This window comes from Gloeocapsopsis sp. IPPAS B-1203, from assembly GCF_002749975.1.
Taxonomy (GTDB): domain Bacteria; phylum Cyanobacteriota; class Cyanobacteriia; order Cyanobacteriales; family Chroococcidiopsidaceae; genus Gloeocapsopsis.
In genome coordinates this window covers 167,654-191,334 of sequence record NZ_PEIG01000004.1, presented here as the reverse complement: position 1 = coordinate 191,334, position 23,681 = coordinate 167,654, and the positions used below count along the sequence as shown (strand labels likewise).

The 23,681-nt window shown below is 40.2% G+C and carries 24 protein-coding genes and 1 tRNA gene; 22 read left to right on the top strand and 3 right to left on the bottom strand.

Features of this window, described 5'->3' with window-relative positions:
• The first annotated feature begins 135 nt into the window (after window positions 1-135).
• Both arsS and CSQ79_RS08925 read left to right on the top strand, forming a co-directional pair.
• Window positions 136-1,137 (top strand): arsenosugar biosynthesis radical SAM (seleno)protein ArsS, encoded by a 1,002-nt coding sequence (gene arsS / locus CSQ79_RS08930; protein ID WP_099700844.1) that lies wholly within the window; start codon window positions 136-138, stop codon window positions 1,135-1,137.
• A 272-nt stretch (window positions 1,138-1,409) separates the two neighbouring features.
• Window positions 1,410-3,272: an alpha-amylase family glycosyl hydrolase gene (locus CSQ79_RS08925; protein ID WP_099700843.1), complete on the top strand. Its 1,863-nt coding sequence runs from the start codon at window positions 1,410-1,412 to the stop codon at window positions 3,270-3,272.
• A gap of 490 nt (window positions 3,273-3,762) precedes the next feature.
• Here the strand turns inward: CSQ79_RS08925 and CSQ79_RS08920 are convergent, their stop codons facing one another.
• Genes CSQ79_RS08920 through CSQ79_RS08910 form a run of 3 tightly spaced genes read right to left on the bottom strand, consistent with a single transcriptional unit; the run spans window position 3,763 to window position 6,647 of the window.
• On the bottom strand, window positions 3,763-4,056 hold the full coding sequence (locus tag CSQ79_RS08920; protein WP_099700842.1) for a hypothetical protein: 294 nt from the start codon (window positions 4,054-4,056) through the stop codon (window positions 3,763-3,765).
• A gap of 31 nt (window positions 4,057-4,087) precedes the next feature.
• Window positions 4,088-4,342, bottom strand: coding sequence for a TIGR03643 family protein (locus CSQ79_RS08915; protein WP_099700841.1), 255 nt, complete (start codon window positions 4,340-4,342; stop codon window positions 4,088-4,090).
• A 28-nt stretch (window positions 4,343-4,370) separates the two neighbouring features.
• Window positions 4,371-6,647 (bottom strand): FdhF/YdeP family oxidoreductase, encoded by a 2,277-nt coding sequence (locus tag CSQ79_RS08910; RefSeq protein WP_099700840.1) that lies wholly within the window; start codon window positions 6,645-6,647, stop codon window positions 4,371-4,373.
• 188 nt (window positions 6,648-6,835) lie between these two features.
• On the opposite strand from CSQ79_RS08910, the gene CSQ79_RS08905 reads away from it, so the two are divergent.
• The 20 genes from CSQ79_RS08905 (at window position 6,836) to CSQ79_RS08805 (ending at window position 23,487) form a co-directional block, all read left to right on the top strand.
• A complete protein-coding gene (locus CSQ79_RS08905; RefSeq protein WP_099700839.1) occupies window positions 6,836-7,717 on the top strand; it encodes a DUF6544 family protein in 882 nt (293 codons plus the stop codon).
• Between the two features lie 211 nt (window positions 7,718-7,928).
• Window positions 7,929-8,696 carry an SDR family NAD(P)-dependent oxidoreductase gene (locus CSQ79_RS08900; RefSeq protein ID WP_099700838.1) on the top strand — a complete coding sequence of 256 codons (768 nt, stop codon included), beginning with the start codon at window positions 7,929-7,931 and terminating at the stop codon, window positions 8,694-8,696.
• 74 nt (window positions 8,697-8,770) lie between these two features.
• Window positions 8,771-9,796 (top strand): ketol-acid reductoisomerase, encoded by a 1,026-nt coding sequence (ilvC, locus tag CSQ79_RS08895; RefSeq protein WP_354000902.1) that lies wholly within the window; start codon window positions 8,771-8,773, stop codon window positions 9,794-9,796.
• 196 nt (window positions 9,797-9,992) lie between these two features.
• Entirely contained in the window at window positions 9,993-10,940 is a 948-nt protein-coding gene (gene pip, locus CSQ79_RS08890) for a prolyl aminopeptidase (protein WP_099700836.1), read from the top strand.
• Window positions 10,941-11,012: 72 nt separating this feature from the next.
• Window positions 11,013-11,663 (top strand): hypothetical protein, encoded by a 651-nt coding sequence (locus tag CSQ79_RS08885; RefSeq protein ID WP_289500927.1) that lies wholly within the window; start codon window positions 11,013-11,015, stop codon window positions 11,661-11,663.
• Window positions 11,664-12,147: 484 nt separating this feature from the next.
• Entirely contained in the window at window positions 12,148-13,080 is a 933-nt protein-coding gene (locus tag CSQ79_RS08880; RefSeq protein WP_099700835.1) for a PhzF family phenazine biosynthesis protein, read from the top strand.
• Window positions 13,081-13,211: 131 nt separating this feature from the next.
• A tRNA-Ala gene (locus CSQ79_RS08875) sits at window positions 13,212-13,284 on the top strand.
• 77 nt (window positions 13,285-13,361) lie between these two features.
• Window positions 13,362-14,390: a tyrosine-type recombinase/integrase gene (locus tag CSQ79_RS08870; RefSeq protein WP_289500925.1), complete on the top strand. Its 1,029-nt coding sequence runs from the start codon at window positions 13,362-13,364 to the stop codon at window positions 14,388-14,390.
• A gap of 124 nt (window positions 14,391-14,514) precedes the next feature.
• Window positions 14,515-14,691 carry a hypothetical protein gene (locus CSQ79_RS27590; protein WP_289500924.1) on the top strand — a complete coding sequence of 59 codons (177 nt, stop codon included), beginning with the start codon at window positions 14,515-14,517 and terminating at the stop codon, window positions 14,689-14,691.
• Between the two features lie 75 nt (window positions 14,692-14,766).
• Window positions 14,767-17,298, top strand: a complete 2,532-nt coding sequence (locus CSQ79_RS08860; RefSeq protein WP_099700832.1) for a DUF3987 domain-containing protein — start codon at window positions 14,767-14,769, stop codon at window positions 17,296-17,298.
• Between the two features lie 109 nt (window positions 17,299-17,407).
• Window positions 17,408-17,767, top strand: coding sequence for a hypothetical protein (locus CSQ79_RS08855; protein ID WP_099700831.1), 360 nt, complete (start codon window positions 17,408-17,410; stop codon window positions 17,765-17,767).
• A 32-nt stretch (window positions 17,768-17,799) separates the two neighbouring features.
• Entirely contained in the window at window positions 17,800-18,231 is a 432-nt protein-coding gene (locus CSQ79_RS08850; protein WP_099700830.1) for a hypothetical protein, read from the top strand.
• 940 nt (window positions 18,232-19,171) lie between these two features.
• Window positions 19,172-19,735 (top strand): hypothetical protein, encoded by a 564-nt coding sequence (locus CSQ79_RS08840; protein ID WP_099700828.1) that lies wholly within the window; start codon window positions 19,172-19,174, stop codon window positions 19,733-19,735.
• A complete protein-coding gene (locus CSQ79_RS08835) occupies window positions 19,732-19,965 on the top strand; it encodes a hypothetical protein (protein ID WP_099700827.1) in 234 nt (77 codons plus the stop codon). The genes CSQ79_RS08840 and CSQ79_RS08835 overlap by 4 nt, the downstream gene beginning before the upstream one ends.
• Window positions 19,965-20,201, top strand: coding sequence for a hypothetical protein (locus CSQ79_RS08830; RefSeq protein ID WP_099700826.1), 237 nt, complete (start codon window positions 19,965-19,967; stop codon window positions 20,199-20,201). Before CSQ79_RS08835 ends, CSQ79_RS08830 begins: the two co-directional genes overlap by 1 nt.
• Window positions 20,164-20,466, top strand: coding sequence for a hypothetical protein (locus tag CSQ79_RS08825; protein ID WP_143755444.1), 303 nt, complete (start codon window positions 20,164-20,166; stop codon window positions 20,464-20,466). The genes CSQ79_RS08830 and CSQ79_RS08825 overlap by 38 nt, the downstream gene beginning before the upstream one ends.
• Before the next feature lie 2 nt (window positions 20,467-20,468).
• The gene (locus CSQ79_RS08820) at window positions 20,469-21,125 is read left to right on the top strand and encodes a hypothetical protein (RefSeq protein WP_099700824.1); all 657 of its coding nucleotides are present in this window, start codon (window positions 20,469-20,471) and stop codon (window positions 21,123-21,125) included.
• Between the two features lie 2 nt (window positions 21,126-21,127).
• On the top strand, window positions 21,128-22,165 hold the full coding sequence (locus tag CSQ79_RS08815; protein ID WP_099700823.1) for a hypothetical protein: 1,038 nt from the start codon (window positions 21,128-21,130) through the stop codon (window positions 22,163-22,165).
• Between the two features lie 161 nt (window positions 22,166-22,326).
• A complete protein-coding gene (locus CSQ79_RS08810) occupies window positions 22,327-22,641 on the top strand; it encodes a hypothetical protein (RefSeq protein ID WP_099700822.1) in 315 nt (104 codons plus the stop codon).
• Window positions 22,642-23,145: 504 nt separating this feature from the next.
• Window positions 23,146-23,487 (top strand): hypothetical protein, encoded by a 342-nt coding sequence (locus CSQ79_RS08805; protein WP_143755443.1) that lies wholly within the window; start codon window positions 23,146-23,148, stop codon window positions 23,485-23,487.
• The last annotated feature ends 194 nt before the right edge of the window (window positions 23,488-23,681 follow it).

Genomic DNA, 23,681 nt, shown 5'->3' with positions numbered 1-23,681 from the left:
TTGAAACCGCAGCTACACAAATAAAACCTATCTTCATAGGTTTATAGAAATTTTATTATTAGTTAGTCCACGCACCATCTGAACTTTGTTTATATAACTGCAATTTTAATCGCCAAGCGATCAACACAATTTACCATGACACAGACACTATCAGTAACACCATTTCAATCAAAACTTTGCTCATCTTTAACTAAAAGCGAAATCAAAGTACTACAAATTAATTTAGGTAAGCGTTGTAACTTAGCTTGTACGCATTGTCATGTTGAAGCAGGACCAAAACGTACTGAAGAACTTTCTTTTGAAGTTTGCGAACAATTAATTCAAGTGATTCAGACTTTTCCTGAAATTGAAATTGTCGATTTGACTGGTGGTGCACCAGAAATGAACTATGGGTTTAAGCGATTAGTGCAAGCCGCAAGAAATACAGGAAAAGAAGTCATTGTTCGTTCTAATTTGACGATCTATTTTGAACCTGGCTTTGCAGATCTACCAGAGTTTTTTGCTAAAAACCAACTTCGTGTTGTAGCATCATTGCCTTGCTATTTATCAGATAATGTTGATAAGATGCGTGGATCTGGTGTGTTTGATGCATCAATTCGGGCTTTACAAAAACTCAATCAACAAGGATATGGTAAAGAGTCAAATCTGATATTGGATTTAGTCTTTAATCCACAATTACCTGCGAGTGAAGAGAAATTTTCTTTGCCTCCAGACCAAGGTAAGCTAGAACAAACTTATAAAATGTTCTTGCAAGAACATTTTGATATTGTGTTTAATCACCTCTTTACGATCGCAAATTTACCCGTGGGTAGAACTGCTGGTTATTTACAACGTCAAAAACTCTACACTCCATACCTAAAGTTTTTGGAAGGTAATTTTAATTCAAGTACTGTAGAACATTTAATGTGCCGCAATGAATTATCAGTAGATTATCTAGGAAATATTTATGATTGTGACTTTAATCAGATGATGAATCTACCTGCAAAAACTCGTAATGGTGAAGTATTAACTGTTACTAAACTACTTGAGGCTGGAACTTTAGATTTGATTGATGAAATTCAAACAGCACCTTATTGCTATGGTTGTACTGCTGGTTCGGGTTCCAGTTGTGGTGGTGCTTTGGTTGAAGAGTCGTAAAAATTTAAGAAGCTTGGCGACTAAAGTCGCAGCTTAATAACCTAAGTCTACCTCCGTGGACTAACTAAAAAAAAGACTTATAAAAATATATAAAGATAGGTTTTGTGTTTATAGTTGACCCTACTTACAAATAGTACAATTGTGTAGAAGGACATGATTTAAAGTCTTGATTTAATTTGCTTATCTTTAATGAATCTTCCGAAAAACTGCATATACATTTGGTAGATAAGTTTGTCTTTATCCAAAAAAATGCATTGAAAAGAGGATTTGTCATGAACCTTTTACCATTGGATAAGCTAGGTGCTAGAGAAATTGCTGGTGGGGTTGTAGATTTTGGACTATTTCTTCCTTGGGTATCTGCAAATGATGGCTATCAGCTGTGGTTGAAAATTATTCACGAGAAAGATCAATTTCTCCAAGATATTCCTCCCCATGAGTTTGAATTAACACATTCATTAGATTCAGAATACGGTGATTATTGGTCAGTTAAAGTAGATATCAAAAGTGAAGCATTTACAAAAAGAAGAATTCCTATTTCAGCTTGGGGAAGTGAAGGAACGTATGTTTATCGCTATTGCTTGAGACATCCCGATCGCACTGAAATTGATTGGATTATCGATCCTTTTGCTAGAGAATTTGGTGTTGGGAAACTGTCTGCATTTACGTTAGGATATCGTCCTTACGAATGGAGTCAAGAAGAAAAAGACTGGAAAACACCTGCATTAAAGGATTTGGTTCTGTATGAACTGATGATTAATGAGTTTGGCGGTGATATTGATGGTGCGATCGCTCAACTTGATTATCTAGCAGATTTGGGAATTAACTGTATTGAAGTCATGCCAGTTTCTAATGTGGGGATGACTGTTGATTGGGGATTTTTACCTATTGGTTATTTTGGGGTAGATGAAAGATTTGGTAATCGCAAAGATTTACAACGGTTGATCGATGCTGCACATCAAAGAAAGATTGCGGTGATTTTAGATGCAGTCTATGGTCATACTAGTGATAGTTTTCCTTACAGCTATGTTTATCGCCAGTTAGGTTATCGCGAAAATCCTTTTATGGGAACTTTTGCTAAAGATTATTTTGGCGAAAGTACTGATTTCACTCGTCAGTTTACTCAAGACTTCTTTTATACAGTTAATTATCACTGGATTGAGACATATCACTTAGATGGTTTTCGCTACGATTGCGTTCCTAACTATTGGGATGGTGCAACAGGTGTAGGTTATGCAAGTTTAACGTTCAATACCTATCAAACAATCAAAGATAAGCAAAGTGCTGGCGGATACTGGCAAAGATTTTTTAATAACGACAAGATTAATTTGATTCAGTGTGCAGAACAATTAGAAGGACCGCAAGAAATTTTAGCAAAAACTTATAGCAACTGTACTTGGCAAAATGAAACGCTGGGTGCGGTTAAAGGAGTTGCTTCAGGTAATCGTGATGAATTAACAAATTTGGGGTTTCGCTTTGGTTTGATTGATTATCCTCAAACAGTCACAACGAATGATGACACTCTCGAAAAAACAGCGCTGCAATATATTGAGAATCACGATCATCCTCGGTTTGTCTGCAATTTTGGAGTAATCAACCGCGATAATGAGTTATTAAAAGAAGGCGATCGCAATCTGTGGTACAAAGTTCAACCGTATCTGATTGGAATGCTAACGGCGAGTGGTATTCCCATGTTATGGCAAGGACAAGAGTTTGGCGAAAATTACTATATCCCCGATCAAGGTTTTGGGCGTGTGATGTTGTTTCGTCCTGTTCGTTGGGATTACTTCTACGATCCTATCGGTAAAAGTGTCATTTCTTTAGTACGCAAGTTAGTCAAACTTCGTCGAGAGCGATCGCAGTTTCGCACAGGGGAACATTTCTTTTACAATCATTTTGATCGCTATCATGCTAAAAATGTTTTGCTGTTCTCGCGCTACGAACAAAATGCTTTTAGCTTAGTTGCATTGAATTTTGGAGACACTGCGCAAACTGTACCGTTTTGGTTTCCTATCGGTGGAAGTTATCGTGAGGAACTACACGGCGAAAACTTGAATGATGTTCCTCAACTTGAAGAAACTTGGATAACTATCCCTGGTAACTATGGGCGCATTTGGACTAAAGATGAAAATAGCTAACCAATGATACGTATGGCTAGCTATCTTGAGTTCATTTTTGGGAGATGCAGTAGTACTCATTAAAAAGGCTAGTACTTCCATCTCCTCATCAAAGATTACAAAAATACATTAGCTGCAACCCAGTACAGCACTAGAAATGACACTACGCCTATCCACAAGTAAAGTCTGTTATTCAAAAGTTTATTCATACTGCGATAAATAACTACAAAGCTATAGATGCAACCTTTTGTATATTATTGTTTACTTTTAGCTTTGGACATCTATCATTAGGATGAATGGGGATTGACAAAATTACTAAAGTGTGTAAGTAATATTGCTTAATAAGGTGCCCTGCGACTAAAGTCGGGGCTATCCAAACAAAGTTGACGAGCGCACACTAACACAGAAGATTATTCAGTAAATTTATGTACTATTTGGGCTGCGTTTAGCAACTGAAGTAGATCGCATTTGGGCAAATTGAAAAGAGATCGCTCAACTCCTACTATTGCAATTAACTAAAAGAATCTTCTGGCATATCTAAGCCTGTGGCTGCGGCTGCGTCTTGGGCGATAGATTCTGGTTCGTCAGGAAAATGATCTTTGAGCCATTGCGCAAAGTCTTGCGTCACGATTTCATGATAGCTTGCTTGATGATTTTCTAACCAAACAGCGACATCTTCATGACCTGTCGTTTTTAGTGTATTAACGACACAAGAAAACTCTAGTGTACGACACTGACCACTGTCGCGAATCTCTAATAGTGTTGGCATTAAGTTGTCAGGGCGTTCGTTATCAACTGATGTCATTTTTACGTTTCCTCTAATTTTTGATATTGCACTAAGATCCCTTTTGATTTTGAGATCTAAATCGTCCTCGATCAAAACCGCGTTGCTTGAGGTGTTTTGTCTGACGTCCACTAACGCGCTTACGCCACATCTTAAAACTCGATTCTTTCATTTCACGCCGCATCAAGGCAATTACTTGTTGTTCTGTTAGCCCAAATTGAAGAGTAATCGCTTCAAAAGGCGTACGATCTTCCCATGCCATTTCAATAATGCGGTCAATATCAGAACTTAGATTAGAAATATCCATTGTATAGATTAGCTTGTCAATTATGATTTTATTTCTGATTGTTATAAACTAATACTGGTACTCGCTTATAAGCAGGTGTCCCAGATCGCGTTTCAGTTCTTGCCTTAAAGATGACGTTGACTTCTGGATAAAACATCAACGCTGCACCTTCTCGCACTGCACCGTAAATGACTTCTATGTTGTCTAATTTTCCAGCATCACCTTGTACAGTGACGCGATCGCCTTGTGCCAAATTTATTTTTTCAGCATCGCTGCGGTTCATCAGAATGCAGTGGCGATGAGGCATTCCACGATAGCGATCGCCAATTTTATAGACAACGGTGTTGTGTTGCGAGTAGCTACGCCCAGTCATTAAAGCGAGAACGAGACTATTAACAGCTTCAATACTAAAATCTTTGGCAAAATCTTTGGCTTCAGGTAGGGTGAGATAAGGGAGAGGTGTTGCAAACATCTGTGCCTTTCCTGATGGGGTTTTAAAGTGAGGTTCGGTGACAATGCGCCCAGAGATGGTAAATTCTTCTTTGGTGTCATCGATAGTCCCGATTTTTTCATACCCTGGAATGGTTTTTGCAATCAATTGCCGTACATAGCGAGTATCTTGCAGCTTGCGCCACTCAACAGGATAGTCGCCTAGTAATCGATGTGCTAGTTCTGTTAAAAATTCCACTTCTGAAATCAGATCGGCATCTTTTAAATGCGTTTTACCTTCATCATTAAGTCTGACAAAGTTATTACCTGATTCAACTGTGGTTTTGTGTGGGTTTTCAAAACGATTGAGGACAGGAATAATAATTGTGTTAGTTTTTGCTAGTCCGTGAAAGTGTCCAATATTAGGTTTCGTCGCAAGATAAATAATCGTGTCGATGTTACCCAAAGCGCGTTTTGCTTGTGTCGAGTCAGGATTAGCACCGTAGAGATTACCACCAACGCAAATCAGAGTATCCACTTTACCTGCTTCTGCAGCTTCGATCAAATCGCGAGTGTGATAACCTTTTGGTAAATTCAGCGATCGCCCTAAAAGTTGTTCTAAAGCTTGCTTAATTTCTTCTTTGAGTTTGACTGTCACACCCATAGAACCAAAGCCTTGCACGTTAGAATGTCCTCGTACAGGCATCACACCGGCTCCCATTTTAGCAATCTGACCGCTGATTAATGCCGTATTGGCAATGCTATAGACATTATCAACGCCATTAGTATGTTGCGTGATACCCATCGCCCAACCAAAGACAACGTTCTTGGATGTGCTAATAATTGTTGCTGCTGTTTCAATTTCTGCTTGCGAGACTCCACAGGTAGCTGTAATAGTTTCCCAAGAAAGCGATCGCGCGTCTTCTACTACTGCTTCCCATCCTTCGGTGTGTGCTTGCAAAAATGCTTGGTCAATATATCCTTTTTCTATTAACGCTTTTTGAATACCAATAAACAAAGCTACATCACTACCAGGAATCGGCTGGAGATACAGCGAAGCAATTTCCGAACCAGGAATTAAAGATTTGACAGGAAAAGCAGGAGAACCAAACTTGACTAATCCAATTTCCATCACTGGATTAATCACGATAACTTTACCGCCGCGATCGCGTATTTTAATTAATTCATTCATCAAACGCGGATGGTTGTAGGCAGAATTTGCTCCTGCTAACACCACACAATCTGCTTGTTTCAGGCTTTCTAAGCTAACGATTGAGGTGTTTGTGCCAAACATTGCTTTGAGTGCTGTTGTTGACGGCGCATGACACAAATCTGAACAATCTGCCAAATTATTAGAACCCAGCGTTCGCAGCATTAGTTGCAGTAAAAACGCTGCTTCATTAGAACCACGCCCAGAACTATAAGATGCAATTCTTTCAGGTGGTTTCTGAAATGCGTTCGTTGCGATCGCATAAATTTCTTCCCAAGAAATGCGATCGTAGTACGAACTACCCGCCCGTAAAATTACTGGAAAACTCAGTCTTCCCAAGCGATCGGCTTCTAGAGAAGATAATTGTTGCAGTTCGGCAATTGAATGAGTTTCAAAGAAATGTTTTGGTACTGGAGGTTGAATTTCGGCTGAGATTGCTTCGACACTTTTCATGCAACGTTGCAGCTTTTCACCAACTTCGTTTGTAAATCCACCCTTTTGCCCACCAGTCCCCCAAGAACACGACAAACAAGCACTATGGTGAAGCAGCGTTTGCCAAAGTTTAGGACCTTCTGGAGACAGCGTATGTTTTGCCCAATACTCAATCACAGGTAGCCCACCACCTATTTCAGGTGTATTCTCATTAGTTTCGTCAAACGGTGGTTTGAACTGTGGGTTAGTATCCATAGGGCAATGTAGCAAAAGTCTTTATTTGTAACCGTAGCGCAAATGAAAGGATGCGAGGAATCTTCTATCGATAGATTTTCAAAGTACCTTCGCCTCACAAATTCCTCACGATTTTTTCCTAACTTGTAGATACGCAGAGATGGTGACAAGAACTTTTGAGGACTCAAACCATCAAAGAGGCAAGGGAAATGTTAACTATAGTATTTCTAAGTGTTTGTGCATTAGGGGCGATCGCTTTTGTTGTTCTCGCGATCTGGCAAACTAAACAAAAACAACATCTAAACCAAACTTGGCAATCATTAGAAACTCAACCAGAAAGTAAGTATTTTACCCAAAAAACGATCGCAACCTTACCTACACCCGTACAGCGCTACTTTTTACACGCTATAACTCCAGGAACTCCCCTTGCAACATCTGTGCGTTTACAAATGAGTGGTAGCTTGAGAATGGGGCAAGATCAACCTTGGCTCCCGATGCGAGCAAAAGAAATTATTTCAGTAAAAGGCTTCGTTTGGCAAGCAACAATAGGACGCGGCTTATTGCAATTCAAAGGAGCCGATTCTTGTGCTAATGGTACGGGTAGAGTGCAATTTGCACTGTGGGGACTCTTACCCATAGTTAATGCTAGTAACCCTAACATCACGCGCTCAAGCATTGGGCGATTAGTTGCAGAATACATTTGGCTACCATCAGCCTTACTTCCCCAAAATAGAGTAAGTTGGCAAGCAATTGACGAAAACACAATTCAAGCAAGTTTAAAAGTAGATAGCGAACCTGTCACGCTAACCTTAACAATCGACGCTGAAGGTAAACTCATCAAGCTTTCTTTCCTGCGTTGGAGCGATCTTACCAAAGACACAGATTGGACTTACATTCCTATAGGTGGTGAATTCCTAGCAGAACGCAACTTCAACGGTTACACTATTCCCTCACAAGTCACTCTAGGTTACAACTTCGGCACACAATACTTTGAATCCTTCCAAGCCACACTTGAACAAGCAGAATTTCTAGGAATTTCCAATTCAAAGACAAACATCCCAAGTGATACAGCAATCCTAAAGTTTTTCTAAAATATCTCTCCCTATCTCTATTCCTCCGCGTTCTCTGCGTCTGGAGCGGTAGCCTACGGCATGCCCTTCGGGTTCGCAGTCGCTTCAAGTCGGCAGAGCCGCCCAACGCGCTGCTCACCGCTCCCCGTCTACGTTTCAAAAAAGAATCCATCACTCAAACAAGCTTGCTACATTTTCTATTCCTTCTTTTCACAAATCAGGAGCATCTATCATGAACCGAGTCAAAGATAAAGTCGTTATTGTCACAGGCGGTGCAGCCGGTATTGGAAAAGCAACGTGCATTTTACTAGCAAAAGAAGGTGCCAAAGTTGCAGTAACAGACATCTTAAACGAACAAGGTAAAACGCTTGTAGAAGACATCATAAACAACGGTGGCGAAGCAGCATATTGGCATCTTGATGTTTCTCAAGAAGCAGAAGTCAAAAAAGTTTTTACAGAGGTTCTGCAAAAGTGGGGAAAAATTGATGTTTTAGTCAATAATGCTGGAATTTCTGGAGTCAACAAACCTACTCATGAAATTACAGAAAAAGAATGGAATTCTTTAATGGCGGTTAACGTCAATGGTGTTTTTTTCTGCACTAAACACGCAATTCCCGCGATGATCAATGCAAGTGGCGGCAGTATTATCAATTTATCTTCAATTTACGGGCTTGTTGGTGCAGCAGATAGTCCACCGTATCATGCCTCAAAAGGTGCAGTACGATTGATGAGTAAAAATGACGCCCTGCTATATGCCAAAAATCAGATTCGCGTTAATTCAGTGCATCCTGGTTTTATTTGGACACCAATGGTAGAGTCATTTCTCAAACAGCAAGGTGATGTTGAGTCTGCACGCCAAAAGTTAGATAGTTTGCATCCAATTGGTCATGTGGGCGATCCAGATGATATTGCCTATGGTATTCTTTACCTAGCCTCAGATGAATCTAAATTTGTCACTGGCTCAGAATTAATCATTGATGGCGGTTACACTGCACAGTAACTCATTTATCTGTAGAGTTGTTACTAACCAGAATTTGGCTGTCAATTTTGGGGTAAGATTAAAAATTTGCAGTAATTAGACACTTGACCGAAGGAGTTGCCCCTATGGCTCGGATGTATTATGACACTGATGCCAATTTAGATCTTTTAGCACAAAAAACAATTGCCATTATTGGCTATGGTTCTCAGGGTCATGCCCATGCCTTAAATTTAAAAGACAGTGGCATGAATGTCATCGTTGGGCTGTATCCAGGTAGCAAGTCAGCAGCCAAAGCCGAAGCAGCAGGGCTGAAAGTTCATGGCGTTGCTGATGCAGCAGCAGCAGCAGACTTTATTATGATTTTGCTACCAGATGAAGTGCAAAAAAGTGTCTATAAGAACGAAATTGAACCAAATTTAACAGAAGGCAAAGTCCTTGCTTTTGCACACGGGTTCAACATTCACTTTGGTCAAGTTGTACCACCCGCAGATGTTGATGTGGTGATGATAGCACCCAAAGGACCAGGACACTTAGTGCGGCGGACATACGAACAAGGACAAGGCGTACCTGCATTATTTGCAGTGTATCAAGATGCCAGTGGTCAAGCACGCGATCGCGCAATGGCATACGCAAAAGGTATCGGTGGAACTCGTGGCGGTATTCTAGAAACAACCTTCCGCGAAGAAACTGAAACCGATTTGTTTGGCGAACAAGCTGTTCTCTGTGGCGGCTTAAGTGCGCTCATCAAAGCCGGATTTGAAACGCTAGTTGCAGCAGGATATCAACCTGAACTCGCGTATTTTGAATGTCTGCATGAAGTCAAGTTGATTGTAGACTTAGTTGTGGAAGGCGGCTTAGCTAAAATGCGTGATAGCATTTCTAACACTGCTGAATACGGTGACTATACTCGCGGACCGCGAATTGTTACTGAACAAACTAAAGCAGAAATGCGTAAAATTCTGCAAGAGATCCAAGCAGGTCAATTCGCCCGTGAATTTGTGCTAGAAAACCAAGCAGGTAAACCTGGATTTACCGCAATGCGTCGTCAAGAAGCTGAACACCCGATTGAAGAAGTCGGCAAAGATTTACGCGCTATGTTCAGTTGGATGAAGAAAGACTAGGGCGTACGTCCTGTGATGGCACGGATAATCAGTCTAGCGGTTGAAACCGCAGCTACAAAAACAAAACCTGTCTTCACAGGTTTCTACAAGCATAATTTAGTCCACGAAGGTGGACTTTGTTCATGAAGCCGCGACTTTAGTCGCTAGGCTTCTCTTTTTAAGATTAATCAATAACATCTTAATAATTAGTACTCTCATGCGAGAACTTTACTCACTCGTTGCACCCTACAACGAAGGAAATCTACAAGTTTCTGACTTGCATACAATTTACTATGAAGAGTCAGGCAATCCACAGGGTAAACCCGTCGTTTTACTCCACGGCGGACCTGGTGGCGGGTGTCCGCCATTTTATCGCCAATATTTTCACCCCGAAAAGTGGCGAATCGTGATGTTTGATCAACGGGGTTGTGGTAGAAGTATACCTCATGCAGAACTCCGTGAAAATACAACATGGGATTTAGTCAGTGATATTGAAAAATTACGCAAACACTTGCAGATCGAACGCTGGGCAGTTTTTGGTGGTAGCTGGGGAAGTACTTTGTCCTTAGCCTATAGTCAAACGCATCCTGATCGCTGTACAGAACTCATTCTCCGTGGTATTTTTCTATTACGCCAAAAAGAGTTGCACTGGTTTTATCAAGAAGGTGCTAGCTATATATTCCCTGATGCTTGGGAAGAATATGTTAAACCAATTCCTGAAGCCGAACGCGACGATTTACTAGTTGCTTATTACAAACGCCTTACGAGTTCTGACGCCCAAACGCGGCTAAAAGCAGCCCGTGCTTGGTCAATTTGGGAAGCAAGTACAAGTAGACTTTATCCCGATCCAAATTTGATCCAAACATTTGGTGAAGATAATTTCGCAGACGCTTTTGCCCGAATTGAGTGCCATTATTTTATTAACAAAGGTTTTGTTGATACCGAAGAACAACTACTCCTTAATGTAGACCGAATTCGGCACATTCGGGCGGTCATTGTGCAAGGACGCTATGATGTAGTATGCCCGATGATTTCAGCATGGGAATTACACCGTGCTTGGCAAGAAGCAGAATTTATAGTCGTTCCTGATGCTGGACATTCCATGAGCGAACCAGGAATTCGCACGGCTTTAATTGAAGCAACAGACAAATTTGTAGGACATTAGTTGACTAACATTGTAATCACCTTTACTTGCTTAAATTTGCAAAACGGATACTATAACTGAGGCAAATTTAAGTTGAGCAATGAACTCAGTGTGAATATTTTTATTTTATGTACAGGGCGCTGTGGCTCTACTACTTTTATTCAAGCATGTCAGCATATTTCAAACTATACGGCAGCTCATGAATCTAGAATTTCTCTTTTAGGAAACGAGCGGCTTAATTACCCAGAAAATCATATAGAAGCTGATAATCGGTTATCTTGGTTTTTGGGCAGATTAGATGAAAAGTTTGGCGATCGCGCTTTTTATGTTCATTTAATTAGAAATCAAAACGACACAGCAGAAAGTTTTAACAGCCGTTGGCAATACAAAAAAAGTATTATTCGTGGTTATGCACGCGATATATTAATGCGTGATGAGGAAAAAGAGAAAGAACAACTTAGTATTTGTAAGGACTACTGCGATACTATCAACACAAATATTAAATTCTTTCTAAAAGATAAATCTAAACAGATGACCTTCAAGCTAGAAAATGCAACCAATGACTTTTGTGAGTTTTGGCAGAGAATCGACGCACAAGGAGATTTTTCCGCAGCAATAGATGTATGGTCAACAAAATATAACAGTACTCAAATATCTGTAACTTCTATTCAACATAAGAGTCAATCGCAAGGTAAGTTACGGACAGTCAAGAAAATGGTGAGAGACATAGTACGCAACTTTTAGAGTGTTGATTGTAAGCTCAGGCATTAACTTTTAGGAAAATCTTCATTAGACGTAGAGTGCGATCGCACTCTACAATTCATTTATAAAAACTTAGTCATTTCAAATGGCAGCAATGCAGATGTGATGCTGTAAATTAGGATTGTATTGTTACAATTCTATCAAACTGTGACGATTGAAAAACTCGTGCTTGATATTTACACAGGCTATCCATTTGAAATTGCTATTCCGTAGAAGTATGAAAAAACAAATAATAGCCGTGAAGCTGAGTCAACCTGTGGTTTTCTGAGATGGGTTGAGACTAGAGCATGCGAAGTACAGAGAATTGCTGTAATGACAAGCCTACAATACTCAAGTACTTTAACGAATACAAGGTAATAGGTTGCGACATCTTCAAGAAATCTACTAAAACTTCATAGGCTTTTTATTGGGCAACTTTGATTTAGTTATTTCCTCGGTTTGTAACCTTAAATCAAGAGGAGTTCAAATGGCAAAATACAGATTTTATACTGCTGATGTATTTACTGATGTAATTTTTGGCGGAAACCAATTGGCAGTGTTTCCAGATGCACGAGGAATTCCTGATAGTTTAATGCAGAAAATAGCTAGAGAATTTAATTTATCTGAGACAGCTTTTGTGTTTCCACCTGTACAATCCGATCGCACCAAGCAACTTAGAATTTTCACGCCTGGTACTGAATTACCTTTTGCAGGACATCCGACGATTGGCACAGCACACGTTTTAGCTGCTATTGGCGAGATTCTTTTAGAAGAAGAAACAACAGTTATTTTTGAGGAAGGAGTTGGTCCAGTCAATGTTGTCATCTATGCACAAAATGGTCAACCTGTCTCTGCATATCTAAGTGCTGCTCAATTACCTCAAGTTGGTCCAAATCCTCCTGAACCGTCGATTCTTGCGGCAATTCTCGGACTACATGAAGACGATCTTCTCGTAGGAGAGTGGAGTTCAGCTGCTGTGTCGTGTGGTGTTCCTTTTCTGTTTGTTCCAGTACGCGATCGCAATGCACTTCGTCAAGCATCCGTAAGCCGCGAACATTGGAACAGCTACCTAAAAACGTTTTGGGCACCTCATCTGTACGTGTTCTGCTTCGATCCAGAACTTCCAGGCTCAGATTTACGAGCACGCATGTTTGCACCTGCAATGGGTATTGAAGAAGATCCGGCAACAGGTGCGGCTGCATCTGCTTTGGCTGGATATCTTGGCGATCGCAATTCTATCTCTGATGGTGTAATTCAGTGGATAGTCGAGCAAGGTTTTGAAATGAACCGTCCTAGCATAATAAATGTGCAAGCCCAGAAGGTAGATGGGCAAATAGTAGCAGTGAGAGTCGGCGGTCAATCTGTTATGGTGAGTGAAGGAGTCATTGAGATACCAGACGAATTGCTGAACAAAAATTAACCGACTATTTACCCAGAAATTACATCAGCGCAGGCAAGAGGCATAAAATAATTACCTATAAGCGATGCCAGAACGCACGCATAGCGTTGAAAAAAGCAGTATTATGAAATGCTAAGATAGTGAAGAAATTAGGGGAATTAGCTCAGCTGGTAGAGCGCTGCGATCGCACCGCAGAGGTCAGGGATTCGAGTTCCCTATTCTCCATACATTCTAGAGTTTCCAAGTATACCTTTGCCTGAGTCGGTAGACAAATGTAAACAATGGCAAAAGGAAAAGTTACCGTGGAAAGAATTAAAGACACCATCAGACTTAGATTTAGAGTTGATGGTAAGCAACAGGCATTTTATCCAGGTCTAGGCTATACCTCAGATAACCTCCTACGTGCAGAACTGCTAAAGCGACAGATTGAAACAGATATCGATACTGGTGAATTTGACCGGACTTTAAAACGGTACAAGGTAGATAAGCCAAAAGATAACAAAAGTCTGTTAACAGCCTTCGAGTCGTTTACAGCTTACAAAACCAAGCGTGTAGAACAAGGAACACTCTACAAATACTGGGCACTAATCAATATCCTGAAGAACTCCAAGCTAGGCAATAAGTGTTATCTCAGCGTTACTGAGGAAGATGCAGAGAAGTTTGTTTTGAAACTCTTAGAGAATGCTGAGCCTATCACAGTAAAAGATAAGGTTTGCATCCTTGGGGCGTGCTACAAGTGGCTTAAAGCACCTGTTAATCCTTGGGTTGAGGCACAAAACCTTATCAAGGTCACACCAAAGCAGCCTAGGGATGCGTTCTCCAAACACGAAGTAAATATGATTATCTCTGAGTTTGAGGACTGGTATCCGCACTATCTACCCTTTGTTAAATTTGCTTTTCAAACTGGCTGTAGGTCAGGTGAGCAAGTAAACCTAACTTGGGGTAGCATCAGCACTGAATTTAAGACTTGCTGGATTCTTTCAACAAAAACCAACAAGGCTAGGCGAATACCATTACCGGAGAATCTCCAGGAACTACTGAAACACATCAAGCCTAGTGATGCTAAGTCTACTGACTTGGTGTTTAAAACGTTTGAGGGACACAAGGTCAATTTAAACAACTTCAACAATAGGTATTGGAAAGTCGTCCTAGAAACGTGTTCCATTGAGTATCGTCCGTTCTACTGCACTAGACATACTGCTGCTACTCGGTTCCTAGAGGCTGGTGTTTCACCTGTCGCAGTTGCACAAATATTAGGACACGATATCAAGGTTCTGATGAAGAACTACGCGAATCTAATTGATTGTCCTGAACTACCACAAATGTTTTAGTTAACTTTTGTGTAGTTATAACACATTTAACTTGACGTTGCTGACAAGTTGTGTATTCTCCTTTAATATGTTTCATATAAGTAAAACTTATAACAAACAAACTAGGAGGTTACAGATAACAGATATGGCTAAAGTTAACATGAGTTTCTCAATCGATTTACCTATATATCAATTGATTGAAGAGCAAGCAGCAAAGACAAAAAGACCTAAATCAACCTTGGTTAATGAAGCCTTAGCTAAGGGATTTTCAAGGCAATTAAAGGCACGAGAGAAGCGTTTAGAAGCAACAACCAATGAATAAAAATAGTGCCCTGAAGAGAATTCAAGGCACTACACAAAACTTGTACTACAGCAAATAATACAACAAGAGATACCTATGTCTAGAGTAACATTAGAAAGTCTGAAAGAGAACCTCGAATACATACCAAATAACTGGGTATTAGTACCAGTGGGAGCGAATAAAGCGCCATACATTTCTAACTGGAGTGAAAGGCATTTTACTAAAGCAGATATCATTAAGGAAATCGATAAACCAAACTCACCTATAGCGGCTGTTGGTGTGCAGTTAGGCGTTAAATCAGGTGGCTTGGTTTGTGTAGACTTTGATGGCGAAGCAGCGCAAGAATTAGCAAAACAACTGTCAAATCAAGACAATATAGCTGTGGAAACAATAACTGTGACGTCAGGACGAACAGGAAGATTTTCACAGTTTTTTTATGTTGACCAAAAGTATTGGGATTTAATTAGCACTACGAGAGTTTCTACTGATAAACCAGGTCAGCAACTAGAGTTTCGATGGAGTGGTTCACAGTCAGTTATCTTTGGTGAGCATCCAATAACTGGGTCTTACAGTTGGGTAAACAGCCCCAAAAACTCGCCTATTCAAAGCTGTCCCGCTTGGGTTATTGACAAGATGTTAAAGCCCAACCGCGGTGTTTCCAAGTATAGATTTAGTGACGAGGAACTATCACCACAAAAGCGGATTGATATTATGGCTGCATTGTACAGCCTACCAGCCTCCTATGCTGATGACTATGAAACCTGGTTAAAAGTGGGAATGGCATTACATTCTGTAGGGGATGCTTCACTGTTACAAGCTTGGGATACTTGGAGCCAGTTATCGGATAAGTACGAAGAAGATTGCTGTATTAAGAAGTGGGAAAGCTTTAACCATAAATCACATGGGGTCACGCTTGGAACGCTGAACTACTTCGTAAAAAAGCACGAGGACGAAAGACAGGAACTAAGTGATGACGATGATGACGAACTGAATTTACTTAAAGCTGATGTTGAGGAGTACCGCAAGCTAGCGAGTAACAAACTTAATCTGTTTGAAGTGTTTCCACGTTCTGTAGCAAGAGCGTTAAATCTATTTGCGAAGTACACAACACTACGAGCTGAGGCAACAATTAACCCATTCCTTTGCGTTACTGCTTCCCTGCATCACACCGACACAAACATAACTCTGCTGCGTAAGTCAAGATTTACTGTACCAGCTAACCTCTATGCAGCAAATGTCGCAGCCAGTGGAGAAATAAAATCACCAACTGCACAAACCATGATGATGAAACCTCTGGCTGACTTAATTAAAACAGCTAATGAGGAATTCCTTGAGGCACAGCGCGACTATACAGAATCCACATTCCAGTATAAGGCTGCGAAAAAAGATTCCAAAAGCGCTGTTAATGACTTGTTGGAACAATTCCCCGACGGACAACCTAAAGAACCAAAACTAAAGCTGTACATAATCACCAACGCTACAGTCGAAGGTATTACGGCGCAGTTTGCTGCACATCCAACGAAGGGGTTGCTGTATTACCGAGATGAGTTATCGGGTTTTGTTGGTTCCCTAGGACAATATAAAGGTGGAAAAGGTGATGACAGGGAAACATTTCTAGAGGCTTACAATGGTTCATCCATAACTGTTTTGCGCAAAGAAGGGGTAACAGTCAACGTCGATAACTCCTCTTTATCAATCTATGGAACAATCCAACCTGAGAAACTCAAGGAAGTCTTTGCTGATAAATCTGACGCTGATGGTTTTTGGTCAAGATTTCTATTAATTAATCAGCCTCGTAGGATAGCAAAGCTACCAGACGAAGATAGTAGTGACTCCAATATTGACATCGTGGAGGAGTTGAAATGGTTTTACAAACGCATTGACCGACAGCCAGTGCTTGAACTTAAACTGTCACGAGAAGCATTCAAGCTGTATCAAGAGTACTACAACCAACTGGAGCAACATAAGTTTCACTCCTATGGGGCATTAGCTAACGTCTACGCCAAGCATGAGGGACTGACAGGACGATTAGCACTTAATTTGCACGTGTTGTTTGAGTTAGATAAGCAACCCAAGAATCAATTCATTTATGGAGTTGACATAGATACAACTGTCAGTGGTGAAACTATGGCAAAAGCTATCAAGCTTTCCATGTTTTACATCAACGAGTTCAAGGCTATGTTCTCCAGTTTGAGAGAGGAACTAGCACCGGAACTAGTGAGAATTCTTGAGGTTTGTGAGAAGAAAGGTGGTAGTATCTCTGCGCGTGACGTTATACGGTCTTATGACAAGCAGAAGGGAGTCACCACAAAAGAAGTTGTCAGTAGGTTTGAACAACTAGCAAAACTAAACTATGGCACACTGTCCAAGGCTGGAAGAACTATAACTTTTACCCAAACAACCTCAACTGTCAGTAATGTCAATAACTGTCAGGAAGATGTAAGTGAGGAAAATTTCGATGAAACCTATACCCCGTATGGAGTTGAGCCTCTAAAAACACAAAATGTCAGTAATGTCAGTGCTTCTAGGGAAAATAAAAATATTATTGGACTTTTACCAGGTTCTTCTACAGAGGAAGAAAAAGATATTCCAGTAATACCAACGACACGACTAAACAGATTTATTTAGTTAGTCTTTACCAGTGGTTAAGTATAATTACTTATCTTATGATTACATCATTTATCCTTTAACCACTATAAAGAGAATAATAGTACTTTACCAATTAAGGAGTAGACCAATGGAAATAATAGAACAAGAGTGGTACATGGATGATTTAGATTGTAAATTCATTCACTATACTTTTTTGGGAGAAAATAAAATGTATTTAAAGCAAAAAGGAAAATATTTTATTCCCATAAAAAGCACTGACAACACTGACAAATGGGACTTAAACAGCCAGGATGTAGACTACGAGCTGGTTTCAGCCGAAGAGTACCACAGACACTTTATTGTCAGTGCTACTGACAGTACTGACACTTCAGATTATTTACACGACATTACTTACAACAGCGTGCCTACTGAAGCAGCTTGCTACACGTCAGAAGGAACATTTGAGAAAAATACTGAGGTAAAAGACAAAGTAGAGGTGTTAGAGTGATGTAACCACTGGGACAGGGAAGTATAGCAAGAATGATTAATCAGACTAGCGTTGTTTCGCCACTGACAACACTACACAGAGTTGCATTGGAGAAGTGTATTCAGTCGATTAAAGAAGATATGCTTCAAGATGCTTTCAAGTCAGTAGTTTATAGTGGTGGGTTTGAGATACATGACACTGGCTTGGGTTCCTACATTTTCCTGAATGCACCAAATGAAGTAGCAGCACGTAGGCTAAACAACTGGATAATTATGCTGTACGTGTATCTGATGAAGTATTTCAGCATCAATCGCATAGTTGTCAGTTGTGTCACTGACCCCTTTAATCCCACTGAAATGGCTAAAGAAGAAGGTGTTTACACTATCCCCTTCACTGGAATTAATGTCGGGGTAGGGTATTGGGATGGTCATCCCCACTGGTTATGTGCTGTAACACTCGATAGCAAGTGCCATGTAAGAACCTAAAGGTATGCAATCTTCGATTGCTGATGCCATGCTTACGCTTATGTTGCCAATAATTTGTAAGTTGATGTACGTTATAGTGCTGTCAAAATAATTTAATTTGAATGTACTATAGAGAACCTACAGCGTACCACCCCGTACCCTAGCTCTGCTAGGAATTACAAAGCTAAGTCTTTTTCTACAGGAATTAGAATCATACTTTAATCAAGTATTATTCATAGCTAGAGATATTAATGTAAACAATATGTCTGTAATTCTACAGTTCTAGACATACATAGTTATTGAGAATACACATGATGTTATTAATAATGAATCGTACAGCTCGTAGAGCATGCATCTTTGATGCTACTACCAGCGAATAGCTGAGATAGGAATTATAGAGTATTCTCTATGGTAAAGCTATTTATCATAGAGAATGGCGTACTCTATTGGATAGGCACATCAAATCCACTAAACACTCATAACATCTGAATACTCACTCATGCATTCACAGTAGTACCTGCGAGCTTTGCTCGCTTTAAGGTGTGAAATACAGGTCTTGTGCAATCAGTATGCAATAGATGTTACACTTGTGTACATGGATAGGTGCATATACACTCATTAATATGCCTAAGGTATTTGAAGATGAATCACAGTCAAGGTATTGCTTTTACTTGAGCAAGACATTACGTGAAGCTGTCAACCTGGCACGAGAGAAGACTAACTATACTTCACCAATATCAACGCTAATCAGGGACTTACTGATTGAGTATGTGAAAGAGAATGATGTCAGCTTGAGGGATGTTAAACAGTTTGGTGTTAGCAAGTACAGGCAACTGCAGCAAGAGAAGTTTCTAGTTGATGAACAGAATCGTAGTCTCAGGTCTGAATTATCTAGGACTAGACATGACTACGAGAACTTGCAAGCTAATTTAAACAATATGATTTCACAAGGAAGAATAGTATGACAACAGCTAATCCAGAAGATTACGGATACCAGAAAGATAAATATGGGATATGGAGAAAAGAAAGCATACAAGAGTATGAAACGCCTAGTACTGTTAACTCTCATAGCATTCGCATGGATAGTCCTGAGTTGCTGAATGCAGATAGAGTTACTGAGGCAGAGCAAAGTGCTAACTACGTAAAATCTTTATACGAGAAACAGCAACGCATAGAGAAAACTAAAGCAGAGAAAGCTGCACGACTTGCACAGGAGAAGCTGGATGAAATAAATGCTGACCCTGAAATATCACAAGGCAAGCTTAGCCGGAGATTGGTAACACCTAGAAATGAGGAAGAGAGAGCCAGACTCAGACCATTAGAAGCTGAGGAAGTTGCCCAATTAAAACGACTCAAGAAACCACACGATGATTACGTAGCTAAGAAGCATCAAGAGTTCATTGAGAATCAGTACAAGCTAAAGCAATACGGTGATGATGCAGCACGAGAGAATCTCTTGAGACTAATCTCTGGCATGACCAAAGAACAGAAAGCAATATTCAATAAGGAGCTTGGACTGAAATGAGTATTAACCCTAGCTTTTGTACTAGTCTTGGCGGTGGTTGGTGGCTGATTGATAACGTCAAAACTCACGAAAGTCAGATGACTCCTGAGATGCTAGCCACATTCAAGCGTAACTGTGGCATTGATATAACTCCACCTGTTAAATCTCCTATCCCTGCGAGTGAAACAAAGAACTCCACATTCTGGAATGGTTTCAGCCGTAATTTCCTTCAAGTAATGCAGGAGAGATAATGGGTAGTTCAAAACTCAAACACATCAAGAATCTTGCTGAAGTATCGAATCCACCGCAACCAAAAAAACCACGCATTGTAGGCAGAGATAAGCCAGATGATACACCACGGGAGGAAGTACAAAAACAGCCAAGAATAGAGCGTTATAGCCCAGAGATGGAACAGTTCAGAGAGAAAATCTACAAAGGATTACAGGACAATGCCACGGAAACGAAGCACGACAAAACAAACGACTAAAAACGGAAGTGACACTTCTGATTTGGGTGGAAATTATTTCTCAGGTGAGTACACAGTTGCTAGTCACGAAAAGCCTAAGCGTACCACTATCGAGGATTATGCAGAGGAAGACAGACAATACTATATCGAAATTGGTGGCAAGCCTTACCACAAAAGTAATTTACCTCCACACTGGCAACAATACGCTAACGGTATTGATGTTAAAGGTGGTGTGAGCATTCAATCGTTTAGAGAAACACCATCAGATAAAGGGAGTGATGACTAATTATGCCCGTAACGAAGCTACAGAAAAATCTAGAGGCTACTAGAGAGAAAGAATTACAGAAGAATGAAGGCAAGAGTGAACCACTAAAGAACTTTAAAACTTACTCATTTAAAGCACATAAAACTGATGTTGCCAGGATACAGAAGCTAGCTAATGCTGAATCTGTCCCAGCCGGACACATAGTAGAACAAATACTCGAACAGCTATTCAGTGATTGTGAAGGTTTACCATTACCTGAACCTGCACCTAAAGAAACTTGGTACAGCAAAACAGTTGAGTATCCGTTAGTCAAGACCATTGTTAACGGTAAGAATGCAACCATCAAAGTAGTTTCCAAGGTTGACCGGAAGTATCTGCCACTGCCTGAGGTAGCTGGTGAGATGAGAAATAAATCTGTACCAGCAACGCAGGATATGGAGAGTTTAGTAGTGAGCTTGCAAACCTCCCTGCTAGTGACTCTAATTAATCTATCCAGTGCCTTCCAAATGAAGTCTCAGGACGTCTTAGACCAAGCGATAGATAGATTCTTCTTACGTCGTGTGATGCCGCCATTAAAGCCTGATAACCGTATGGCAGATATTGAAGCAAAGTACAATCGAGCGGCTGAACTAAACGACCGCAAGAGAATGAATGGAACATTACTAGATGGAGCGGCATAGATATGGCTGAATATGATTTATCTGCACTAGCACCAGCAACTCCTGAGCATCATGCTTACTCTTCTGCACCAGACAAACCAGAGGAGTACGTATGGAAGAATGATTTCCCTGACGCTTACGTTACTGATGGCAGAGAACAGTTTGAACCTGGTAGAGGTGTAGACGATACCGCTGAGCGAGATATTGAAGGTGAGATTGCTGCTTATGAATCTGCAATTTCAAGGCAACAGAAGGAACTAACAGAACCTGATTATCAATCACAGTATGGCGGGGCAGTAGCTAATACCATCTACACTCTGGCTGAGGATAAAGGATTCCAGGAATATCTAGAATCTGATGAGTATTTTGCTGAAGCTGATGCCATTGAGTTAGCGCCAGAGTTTGCTAATGCCTTAGAGCGTACCTTTGGCGTTGATGCAGACACTGCTAAACACGCTATTGCTTACTTTGGATTCGATGATAATGCTGTACAGCTATTTGCCGATACACTCCTCAATAGAAAGCCGAAGATTGAGCCGTTACCGCAAACTGTACAACCAACTCAAGAGGAAGAAACTGAGTATGAAGATACAAGAATTATTGACTGGGAAAAGAAACTTTTAAAAGAAGAGAACGAGAAACTAAAACAACAATTAAAGACTAGACCAGTAGAACGAGAAGACCTAGATGTACAAGCGCAAGCGGAATACTACGCCAAGGAATTTAACAGTATTAAAAACAGTAATCCTAAATGGGCTAAGCTTGATTCTGCTACTTGGGATTATTATCTTAGTAGCATGATGGACGTTTACCATCAGATGCCACCTGCTAAAAAAAAGCAATATGATACACCAGAAGGTGCAAGAAAGATACTGAATTATCTTGAAGGTAAATGGAACGAGAAACGCAATGCTGGTAAGAGTTCCAGCAATCAGCCTAAACAAATTAAGACTCGATTTAAACAATCAGAAATCAGTGCAATGAGCCAAGCAGAATATGAAGCTAATGCAGATAGAATTCTCTATGCGTACCAGCATCGCCTAGTAGATTTAAATCGTTGATGTGGCGTATGTTTCTAAACACAAAAATTCCACCGAGTGGAGGCAAGGTGGACAGGAAGAAAACTTATGTTATACAAAAACTAGGAGGTTTCATATGCTTCTATTCTAACATTTGTCAACGTTATGTTTGGTAGAATTACTGATAGGAATCAAATAAGAAAATGACTAGACAATTAGGTAAATCTCAGTTTAGTGTTCGGATGCTAGGCACTCATACTAGGAATGCTGCACTCTCAAGTGCCGTGACACTTACTGTGCCAGCTAATGGTAGTGGATTATTCCTGAGTGTTGAATCTGGTGCTATCAACTATACGATTAACGGCTCTACTCCCACTACTGGAGCTACAGGATTAGGATTCAAACAAGTACCTGCTGATGGTATGGTACGGCTAGATTTATTCCCTGGCGCACAGGTGAGAGTGATTGAGCAAGCTGCATCAGCAGTAATTCAGTACCAGTTTTTCAGTAGTTTCTAATTCTTGGTGAATACAGCCCAAAGGGCATACACCTATGGTGGTTACATCACTATTAAAAATATTTCTGCTATACTAGTGCTAAGTAAAAGAAGAGCAGAAAACCTCAGGGAATAACACCTCTGAGGTTTTTTGTATCTATGATGCGTTGTATCTATACTCAATCCGGTCTTGTAATTCTATTTGATTCCTAAGCTAAAGCATGGCATCTACGATGCCTAAGACCTGGTAAAAGATATTTATTTTTTAATACCTCTAAAGTTCTTGGTCTAGCTATGCAGGGAACTATACTCAATTAATTGCATATATCTGTCAGATATATTTACCCCTTCGGGGCAAGACTGGGATACATCAAAACAGAAGAAAAACTTAGTTAGCTTTTTTTTGATTTAAGAGAGAAAATTATGTCCTAAAAACTCTCAACGCTGCAACTAAGCAAAAAGAAGAATTTTTAGTATATAGATGTTATTTGCTAGTGTCAATATGTATCTGACAGATATATGTTTAATGGCTAAACCTAAGTGTATCTATCGTAGAGTTGGCTGGGCAAATGATGGCAACAAGGTAGCTACTGTTGTCTCTTATCTTGGCGAAGTACTGCACTGCAGCGATACCCATTGTGATTTGAGATTGATTACTGGCAGAGAGGTATCAGCACTCCGGCGTGAGGTGGAGCTGATTAGCCAGCAACATTACGATAGACTTGCAGAGATGTGGGAGAGGAGTGAACGGAAACAGTCGATGAGTCATACAGATTACAGCAATAAGCTGCATTATGATGGCAAGAAGAATTATGGTACATTGCCACAATTGCACTACGACGGATATAGAAGCATTATTAAGAATTAGGTGGTGATTACATCACTTTAAGACAGCATAGAGAAATAGGCAAAAATATTTTTAATAGTGATGTAATCACCTGAACCCTCTTCCTGATTAGACTCTAACGTTTGTCCACAGTCGTGGACATTGTGTACCTCAACTGTCACATCAGACTAAACAACTTTACAAAGTAGTTGTAATTTTTGAAGCGTTAATCAAGA

Bases quoted from the DNA above. Each gene is read 5' to 3' on its own strand.
- arsS (WP_099700844.1), top strand. From the start codon at position 136: ATGACACAGACACTATCAGTAACACCATTTCAATCAAAACTTTGCTCA.
- CSQ79_RS08925 (WP_099700843.1), top strand. From the start codon at position 1,410: ATGAACCTTTTACCATTGGATAAGCTAGGTGCTAGAGAAATTGCTGGT.
- CSQ79_RS08920 (WP_099700842.1), bottom strand. From the start codon at position 4,056: ATGACATCAGTTGATAACGAACGCCCTGACAACTTAATGCCAACACTA.
- CSQ79_RS08915 (WP_099700841.1), bottom strand. From the start codon at position 4,342: ATGGATATTTCTAATCTAAGTTCTGATATTGACCGCATTATTGAAATG.
- CSQ79_RS08910 (WP_099700840.1), bottom strand. From the start codon at position 6,647: ATGGATACTAACCCACAGTTCAAACCACCGTTTGACGAAACTAATGAG.
- CSQ79_RS08905 (WP_099700839.1), top strand. From the start codon at position 6,836: ATGTTAACTATAGTATTTCTAAGTGTTTGTGCATTAGGGGCGATCGCT.
- CSQ79_RS08900 (WP_099700838.1), top strand. From the start codon at position 7,929: ATGAACCGAGTCAAAGATAAAGTCGTTATTGTCACAGGCGGTGCAGCC.
- pip (WP_099700836.1), top strand. From the start codon at position 9,993: ATGCGAGAACTTTACTCACTCGTTGCACCCTACAACGAAGGAAATCTA.
- CSQ79_RS08880 (WP_099700835.1), top strand. From the start codon at position 12,148: ATGGCAAAATACAGATTTTATACTGCTGATGTATTTACTGATGTAATT.
- CSQ79_RS27590 (WP_289500924.1), top strand. From the start codon at position 14,515: ATGGCTAAAGTTAACATGAGTTTCTCAATCGATTTACCTATATATCAA.
- CSQ79_RS08860 (WP_099700832.1), top strand. From the start codon at position 14,767: ATGTCTAGAGTAACATTAGAAAGTCTGAAAGAGAACCTCGAATACATA.
- CSQ79_RS08855 (WP_099700831.1), top strand. From the start codon at position 17,408: ATGGAAATAATAGAACAAGAGTGGTACATGGATGATTTAGATTGTAAA.
- CSQ79_RS08850 (WP_099700830.1), top strand. From the start codon at position 17,800: ATGATTAATCAGACTAGCGTTGTTTCGCCACTGACAACACTACACAGA.
- CSQ79_RS08840 (WP_099700828.1), top strand. From the start codon at position 19,172: ATGACAACAGCTAATCCAGAAGATTACGGATACCAGAAAGATAAATAT.
- CSQ79_RS08835 (WP_099700827.1), top strand. From the start codon at position 19,732: ATGAGTATTAACCCTAGCTTTTGTACTAGTCTTGGCGGTGGTTGGTGG.
- CSQ79_RS08830 (WP_099700826.1), top strand. From the start codon at position 19,965: ATGGGTAGTTCAAAACTCAAACACATCAAGAATCTTGCTGAAGTATCG.
- CSQ79_RS08825 (WP_143755444.1), top strand. From the start codon at position 20,164: ATGCCACGGAAACGAAGCACGACAAAACAAACGACTAAAAACGGAAGT.
- CSQ79_RS08820 (WP_099700824.1), top strand. From the start codon at position 20,469: ATGCCCGTAACGAAGCTACAGAAAAATCTAGAGGCTACTAGAGAGAAA.
- CSQ79_RS08815 (WP_099700823.1), top strand. From the start codon at position 21,128: ATGGCTGAATATGATTTATCTGCACTAGCACCAGCAACTCCTGAGCAT.
- CSQ79_RS08810 (WP_099700822.1), top strand. From the start codon at position 22,327: ATGACTAGACAATTAGGTAAATCTCAGTTTAGTGTTCGGATGCTAGGC.
- CSQ79_RS08805 (WP_143755443.1), top strand. From the start codon at position 23,146: ATGGCTAAACCTAAGTGTATCTATCGTAGAGTTGGCTGGGCAAATGAT.